General features: G+C 64.8%; 6 protein-coding genes. 4 read left to right on the forward strand and 2 right to left on the reverse strand.

Going from position 1 to position 8,136, the window contains the following annotated elements; translation table 11 throughout:
• Window positions 1-560: 560 nt before the first annotated feature.
• From fdhF to QZ269_RS10830, 4 genes are all read left to right on the forward strand, one after another.
• Entirely contained in the window at window positions 561-3,593 is a 3,033-nt protein-coding gene (gene fdhF, locus QZ269_RS10815) for a formate dehydrogenase subunit alpha (RefSeq protein ID WP_291426720.1), read from the forward strand.
• Window positions 3,594-3,772: 179 nt separating this feature from the next.
• Window positions 3,773-4,273, forward strand: a complete 501-nt coding sequence (locus QZ269_RS10820) for a DUF1641 domain-containing protein (RefSeq protein ID WP_291426721.1) — start codon at window positions 3,773-3,775, stop codon at window positions 4,271-4,273.
• A 3-nt stretch (window positions 4,274-4,276) separates the two neighbouring features.
• Complete coding sequence (locus QZ269_RS10825; protein ID WP_291426722.1) at window positions 4,277-5,068, forward strand: formate dehydrogenase accessory sulfurtransferase FdhD; 792 nt, start codon at window positions 4,277-4,279, stop codon at window positions 5,066-5,068.
• 167 nt (window positions 5,069-5,235) lie between these two features.
• On the forward strand, window positions 5,236-5,427 hold the full coding sequence (locus tag QZ269_RS10830) for a hypothetical protein (RefSeq protein WP_291426723.1): 192 nt from the start codon (window positions 5,236-5,238) through the stop codon (window positions 5,425-5,427).
• A gap of 3 nt (window positions 5,428-5,430) precedes the next feature.
• Here the strand turns inward: QZ269_RS10830 and QZ269_RS10835 are convergent, their stop codons facing one another.
• Together QZ269_RS10835 and QZ269_RS10840 are read right to left on the reverse strand one after the other, a co-directional pair.
• Window positions 5,431-6,114 (reverse strand): NUDIX domain-containing protein, encoded by a 684-nt coding sequence (locus tag QZ269_RS10835; protein ID WP_291426724.1) that lies wholly within the window; start codon window positions 6,112-6,114, stop codon window positions 5,431-5,433.
• A gap of 135 nt (window positions 6,115-6,249) precedes the next feature.
• The coding region (locus tag QZ269_RS10840; RefSeq protein ID WP_291426725.1) for an amylo-alpha-1,6-glucosidase at window positions 6,250-8,136 on the reverse strand (1,887 nt) is incomplete at its 5' end.

Genomic DNA, 8,136 nt, shown 5'->3' on the forward strand with positions numbered 1-8,136 from the left:
GTCGCTAGGGTAAGCTGCGCGTTCCACCGTTAAAGCCTAAAACATTTCCCATGGTTAGGGCCTCAGACAGCCTCTTATACGGACTGCCGATTGAATCTGGTTATTTCAGATCCAATGGTGCGGGCAGTTTTTGCGCGTTCTGCCGAAATCAGAATGCGTGCAAAACAGCAACGGCGGGCCATGTTTAGATTTATCATCAATGAAGGCCAAAAGCCCGATTTGATTCAATTCGCTACCGTCCAACACGCCAAACTCAGTTTTGGAGAACTTGGAAGGCATAACAGGCAAGTTTCTGTTGCTCATAGAAACGATTTTTGCTCTCGCTTTATCGGGGCAGGCATCCGCTGCTCAAGGTTATGAAACCGTCCGCACCATTGATTATTGCGGCACCATTGATTATTGCGCAGAGGCGCAGTGGGCCCGCCACAAAAAGGCCGCTCACCCTGCCCACGGCCCGCCCGTCAGGCCACGGCTCAATCACTGGCGTGCTCTCTCACGCTTCCCGCGTTCCTCCTCGCTCCCAAACCCGCTCTCCCAGACCCGCCACCGAGGTAGTCCATATGGCTGATTTTTCCGCTCCGCAAGACCAGTATTCTCACGACCTGCACTATCCGCCCGGCCCGCTGCGCCCGACCTACGGCGCGGAAATCAGCGTCACGGTCGATGGTGGCAGCTACACTGCCCGGCTGGGTGAGCCGCTGATCGACGTGATCAACCGTTCCGGCACGCAACTGCCGCAGGTCTGTTATCACCCGCAACTTGGGCCGATCGGCACCTGCGACACCTGCATGGTAGAGGTGAACGGGCGGGTGACACGGGCCTGCACGACCTCGGTGGCGGCGGGCCAGAGTGTCAAGACCGCTGTCGCAGCCGCCAACCAGGCCCAGCGCGAGGGCTATGACCGCCTGATGGGCCGCCACGACTTTTACTGCACCATCTGTGACAATAACAACCACAACTGCACGCTGCACAACACGCTTGGGCTGCTGAGGCCTGAGCACCAGCAGCACGAGTACCGCCCCAAGGGCTACGCCAAGGACTTCAGCAACCCGTTTTACCGCTACGACCCCGACCAGTGCATCCTGTGCGGGCGCTGCGTGGAAGCCTGCCAGGACGTGCAGGTCAATGAAACCCTGAGCATCGACTGGTCCTCGCCCAACCCGCGCGTGCTATGGGACGGCGGCGTGCCTATCAACGAGAGCAGTTGCGTCAGCTGCGGCCACTGCGTTACCGTGTGCCCCTGCAACGCGCTGATGGAAACCGCTATGCTGGGCGAGGCAGGCCTGATGACCGACCTGCCGCTGCCGGTGTGGAACGCCGCTGTTGACGTGGTTAAAGGCGTAGAACTAAGCACCGGTCTTCAGGCCATTATGGCCGTGTCGGACATTGAGTCGAAGGTGCGCGACGGCTATATCAACAAGACCAAGACGGTCTGCACCTACTGCGGCGTGGGCTGCTCGTTCGACGTGTGGACCAAAGACCGCCAGATTCTGAAGGTCGAGCCGCAAGAAGGCGCGGCCAACGGCATTTCGACCTGCGTGAAAGGCAAATTCGCCTGGGACTATGTCAACAGCGACGAGCGCCTGACCTCGCCGCTCATCCGTGAGGGCGAGCGCTTCCGAGAAGCCAGCTGGGACGAGGCGCTGGATCTGGTGGCCCGCCGCTTCAGCGAAATCAAGGCGCAGTACGGCCCCGACGCGCTGGCGTTCGTAGCAAGCAGCAAAGGCACCAACGAGGAAGCGTACCTGGTGCAGAAATTCGCCCGCCAGATCATCGGCACCAACAACGTGGACAACTGCTCGCGCTACTGCCAGTCGCCTGCCACTGCCGGTTTGTTCCGCACCGTGGGGCACGGCGGTGACGCTGGCACCATCAAGGACCTAGAGAAGGCCGAAATGGTCATTTGCGTGGGCACCAACACTGCCGAGAGCCACCCCGTACTGGCCACCCGCATCAAGCGGGCGCACAAGCTGCGCGGGCAGCAGCTGATCGTGGTGGACCTCCGCAAGCACGAAATGGCCCGCCGCGCCGACCTGTTTCTGCGCCCGCTTCCTGGCAGCGACTTTATCTGGCTCAACGCGGTGAGCCGCTTCATTCTGGATCAGGGCCTCGCCGCCGAGCAGTTCATCGCCGAGAAAACCACTGGCCTGGCCGAGTTCAAAAAGAGCCTGGAACAGTACACCCTGCCCTACGCCGCCGAGCAGACTGGGCTGTCTGAAGCGGAGCTGGAGAACCTGGCGCGGCGCATCGCGGCTGTCAAGGGCGGCGTGTGCATCGCCTGGGCCATGGGCGTGACCCAGCAGTGCGGCGGCAGCGAGACGAGCACCGCCATTTCTAACCTGCTCCTTATTACCGGCAATTATGCCAGGCCGGGCGCGGGGGCCTACCCCCTGCGTGGCCACAACAACGTGCAGGGCGCTGCCGACATGGGTACTATGCCCGACCTGACGGTGGGCTATCAGCCCGTAAAAGACCCCGAAGTGGTCGCCAAGTTCCAGCGCGAGTGGGGCATTACCCTGCGCCCCGAGCGCGGCCTGGACAACACCCAGATGGTGGGCGCGTCGCTCGAAGGCCGCCTAAAGGCCATCTGGGTTACGGGCGAGGAAATGAGCCTGACCGACGCCAATTCCAACTACATGTCGATCGGGTTTGAGGCGATGGAATTCGTGGTAGTGCAGGAACTGACCTTTACCAACACCTGCCGCTACGCCGACGTGATTTTGCCGGGCGCGGCCTCGCTGGAAAAGGAAGGCACCTTCACCAATACCGAGCGCCGTATTCAGCGCCTCTACGAGGTGATGCCCCCGCTGCGCGGCACCAAGCCCGACTGGCAAATTTACATAGAAGTGGCCCGCCGCATGGGGGCCGACTGGAACTACGCGCACCCCAGCGAGATCATGGACGAGATTGCCCGCGTGTCTCCCATCTACGCCGGGGTCAACTACGAGCGCCTCGAAGGGTACAAGACGCTGTGCTGGCCGGTGGCCCCCGACGGCACCGACACGCCGCTGCTGTACGTCAACGGCTTTAACTTTCCCGACGGCAAGGCGCGGCTGTTCCCGGCTGAATTCCAGCCCCGTCAGCGCCCGCCCACTGCCGAGTACGACCTGCACCTCAACAACGGGCGGATGCTGGAGCACTTTCATGAGGGCAACATGACCTTCCACACGGCGGGGATTACCAGCAAGGCCCCCGACACTTTTGTCGAGGTCAGCCCCGAACTGGCCGCCGAGCGCGGCGTGCAGACCGGCACCTGGGTGCGGCTGGTCAGTCCCGACGGCGCGGTGCGGGTGCGCGTGCTGGTGACCGACCGCGTGGCTGGCCAGGAGGTGTATGTGCCCATGAACGCCCGGCTCTACATAGACACCGTCAACCACCTGACCGGCCTGAACCACGACAGCGTGACGCATACGCCCGCCTACAAGGACAGCAGCGTGCGAATGGAGGTGCTCGGTGACGTGGGCGAAAATCCCATGCCCCGCAGCAACCCCCGCTACGGCCACCCTACCCCGCAGCGCGGCGTGGAGGTGCAGCGCAAGTGGGCGCAGCCGGGCTACACCATGCCCGGTGAGGGCGGCGGCACAGCGGATTGAACGCAGCCGATTGGGGGCAGCCGATTGACCACAGCCCATTGAGTTGAGTCAAGAGGCACGCGGACGGGAGCGCTACCACTTGCCCTTTATGCCCTCTGTCCTCTAGCCCGGCCACAGGCCCCGATGTGCGCCGCTCCGCCCCATCCTTTCTTTTCCCGACCTTTCCCGGAGGCTGTCACATGGCTAAACCCTTAGAATTTACTCCACGCCCAGCCAGCCCACAGCAGCGGCTGGAAAACGAGTTTCACGATTCGGCCCCCGCGCTCGAAGAAAGCCTCAGGCTGCTGCGTGAACTGCATGAGCACGGCGTGCTGGACGTGCTGACCAAGCTGGTGCGCGGCGGCGAGGGCCTGACCGAAGGTGCGCTGCGTACCCTGGGCAGCGACCAGATGATCGCGGGCCTACGCAGCGTGGTTGAACTGGCGCGGCTGATAGGCGGACTTGACCCCGCCGACATTCGCCAGCTGGCGCAGGGGATCGGCGGCGCGGTCAGCCAGGGCGCCCATAGCGCGGTGAACGGCGAAAAAGTCACGCCGCTGGAGCTTCCCAGGTTGCTGCTCGACCCCGACGTTCAACTTGCGCTTGGTACGCTGTTTGGTGTGCTGCGCGGGCTGGGGCAGGGGATACGTGCGGCGCGTGAGGAGCAGGCCAACGCGCAGCCCGGCACCCGTATCCCGTGAGCCATGGCTCCTGAGCTGTGCGCCCAGCTGGGCGCGGTGCAGTTTACGGCTGCGGGTCAGCGGCGGCGTTTGGAGGCCGTGGCACTGGAAGAACCTCTCGAACTGCGCCTAGAGCAGCCTGCTGGAGCGCTGACGCTGGCGGTCCTTATGCGGACACCGGGACATGACCGCGAACTGCTCACCGGCTGGCTGGTGTCCGAGGGCCTGTTGCCCGCCGCGTTTTCGCTGTGGCCCGGCCAAAACCCGAATGTCTGGCACCTCAGCACCCCCGAGCATGCACGGTTGGCACACGGCGCCCGGCTGGCGGTGTCGTCAAGTGCTTGCGGCGTGTGCGGCACGGGCAGCATCGAGCGGCTGGCGGTGCGGGCGGGGCGTCCCAGGTGGACGGGGGAGGCGCTTTTACCAGAGCTGGTGAGCGTTTTGCCAGAGCGTTTGCAGGCGGCCCAGACCGGGTTCGCTGCCACGGGCGGGCTGCACGGCGCGGGCCTGTTCAGCGCGGCAGGCGAGCGCCTGTGCGCCTTCGAGGATGTCGGGCGGCACAACAGCGTGGATAAGGTGGTGGGCTGGGCCGTGTCCCGGTTGCCGCTGACGAACCACCTGCTGTGCGTGAGCAGCCGCGCGGGCTTCGAGATCGTGCAAAAGGCCGTCATGGCGGGCGTGGCGGTGGTCGTGACGGTGGGCGCGGCCTCGACCCTTGCCATAGACACCGCGCAGACCTTCGGCGTGACCCTGTGCGCCTTTACGCGCCAGGGCCGCTTTACGGTCTACTCCGCGCCTGAGAGAATCAGGAAGTAAGTCAGCCTTCTACCCGCCCCGCCCCCAGTACCCACGCCGCCCGCCGGATACGTGCAACTGGCCCGCCCGCCCGCTCTGGTGCGCGGCGACAGCGAGAAAGACAGTAAGAAAGTGCCCGGCGCAAAATCAGAGGGTACGCCCTGCCGAATGCCGGGGCCTTCAGCGGCATGGCGCCCGTTTTGCGCGAACTGGAGGACGGTTTCGCTGCTTACCCGGCGCTGCTGGCCCTGCTCGGGGGCAACGTCGAACCCCTGAAGGCTGCGCTGGAGGCGCGAGTTGCGGGCTGGACTTTATGGGAGCGAGCGGCCCGGCGGTGGCTTCCAGTTCATCCTCTCATCACAGCTGCTCCTGATCAGTGACGGCTACAGCGCCGCGACACGGGCATTTTTGGCTCGGCGGTACAGCTGCGCCGGACGGCCCACGCCTATGCGCCGTTCACCGCAGGGGGTCAGGACGCCCTGACTGAGCAGGCGTTTACGGAAGTTGCGTTTGTCCAGCTTGCGGTTTTGAATGGCCTCGTAGACCACCTGCAATTCGGGCAGAGTAAAACTATCGGGCAAAAATTCGAGGGCGAGATTGGCGTATTCCAGCCGCACCTGGAGCCGCCCCAGTGCCCGGTTCAGAATCTGCTGGTGGTCGAAGGCCAGTGGCGGCGGCTGGTGGGCACTGTGCCACTCGGCCCCCAGGGTGTGGCCGCCCGGAACGACCCGCGCCGCCCCGTGCGGCAACACGGCCAGGTGCGCCACACTGACGATCCGGCCACGCGGATCACGGCCCACCTGTCCGAAGGTATAGAACTGTTCGAGGTGGCGCGGTTCCAGATGCACCGACGTTTCGGTTCTCAGCTCGCGCAGGGCGGCCTCGTGCAGTTCCTCGCCGGGTTGCACGAATCCGCCCGGCATGGCCCAGACCCGGGCGTGCGGCAACTCCCCGCGCTTGACCAGCAGCACCTGCAACTTCCCGGCGTCCATGGCAAAAGCCACCACGTCTACCGCCAGACCGACCTGGGTCGCCTGGGGGGGTAAGACCAGCGGCTGCGTGGTCATATCTGGGAATGCGCCGCAGCTGCACCCTGTTTTTGCGGGGCGATTCCAGGCAGCGAAAAGGAAGTCATGCCCGAATCCTAGATTTGTGTGCTGTCTACGTCAAGGTCAGCGGCTTCATTTAGTGTTGCTCAACGCCTAAGTTCCCGGCGTCGGGGGCGGGCTTGGGGGGCCTTTTTGGGCAGGCTGCGCCAGGCGCTGCTCCGAGAGTGAAACCAGCACGTGTGCGCGGAGCACTTCGGCCACGCTCCAGGCCTGAAAAGGACACCCGGCTGCCCGCTGGTCTTCGGCGCTGAAAATCTCGGAAACGTGGCCTATTCCGGCTTCCCAGAGGTGCCCAGTCAGTCCGGCCAGCACCGCCCGCGCCCGCCGCACTTCGCCGCGTGACACCAGCAGCTCGGTGAACGAGCCTATTGTCCACGGCCAGACGGTGCCCTGGTGGTAGGCGGCGTCGCGCACGATCTGGGGGCCGCCGTAGTGCCCCCGGTAGTTCGGATCAAGTGGCGAGAGGCTACGCAGGCCCATCGGAGTCAGGAGCAGTTCCTCGGTCTGGGCGATCACTGCGTCGAGTTGGGCGTCGCTGACCGGGGTGTCGGCCAGCGCCAGCGCCACCACTGCGTTCGGGCGAACACTGAGGTCGGGCGTTCCCTGGGGCGTCAGCCCGTCGGCCAGCAGCGCTCTGGTGCTGTGGGTGGCGGGCCGCTGGGAGTTGTCCTGAACGTCTCCTAGAGAATTGATGGTGTCCAGAGCACTCTGTTCAAGTGCGGGGGCCGAGACCGAGGGGTCGCCCAGCGAAACCAGGCCCGTCAGGCCGCCCGGCCCCGTGGTGCTTAGCCCCAGCAGCTCGGCCAGCGGGGTTCGCCCAGTCTGCATTGTTTCGCCGGGCAGGTGTTGCCAGAGTGCGCCGAAGCCCTGCCACGCCCGCTCGAGTACATCGGCAAAACGCGGTGTTTCGCCCAGCGCCCCCGAAAGCCGCACCTCGGCCCCCAGCGCCGCCAGCCACAGCGCCTGAATTTCGACAGGTTTGCCCGCCCTGGGGGTCACTACCCAGTCGTTGATCTTGGCGTCCATCCAGGTCAACTGGCTGCCCGGCAGCCCGCAGCGCAGCAGTCCGTCGTCGGGGTCGACCTGAATACCAAAGTCGGTGCCCTGCACGTGCCAGCCCAGAATTTCACGCAGGGCGGGTAGGCACTCACGCACGAAAGCGCCGTCTCCGGTGGTGCGGGTATAGCGTTCCAGACACACCGCCAGCCAGAGCGCCGCATCTACCGTGTTGTAACCGGCTCCACTGCCGTCGTCATGGAAAAAATTGGGTGCCAGGCCGCGCTGCGTGGTATGCAGAAAAGTACGGATCAGGTCGCGGGCCACGGTGGGCCGCCCGGTGACCAGGGTCAGGCCGGTCAGGGCGACCATAGCGTCGCGGCCCCATTCACCGAACCACGGATAGCCTGCTATGACGCTCACTCCGGCGGGTTGGGTACGCTTGACGATGTAAGCGTCGGCGGCTACGGCCAGGGTCGCCACAACCTCATCGGCGACGCCAGTGGACTGAAAGGCCAGCCGCGCCAGTTGAAGGCGGCGCTCGGCCTCGGTGTCGTAAGCCTGCCAGGGATCTTTAACCGGTCTGGTCGTGGGCGTTACGCCCTGCACACTCAGGGCCACGCGCCCGCCGCCCGGAGGAAAAGTCACGCGCCATAGCGCGCAGCCCCGCACATACTCGGTATCCACTTCTCCGCGTAGCGTGTCGGTCCGGTAATGTACCCGCTGGGCAAAGGGAGCCGGGGTCAGGGCGCTGAGAATCGTTTCCTGTAACACGCTCTGGCCGGGAACCGGGCCGCGCTGCTGGCCGGTTTTGGGAAGGTGCAGCCGCACTGCCGTACTGCGCGTTCCCTGCACCTTGGCCCATTTGCCGCCCGTCTGAAACACCAGATTCGGGGCCTGGGCGTGCAGGGCGTGCATATCCCGGTCGGTAAAAAAGCCCCCCAGCGTTAGCGTGACGCTGTGGCGGGCCGAAACCTCGTACAG

Source organism: Deinococcus sp. (genome assembly GCF_018260405.1).
In the GTDB taxonomy this organism is placed as follows: Bacteria; Deinococcota; Deinococci; order Deinococcales; family Deinococcaceae; genus Deinococcus.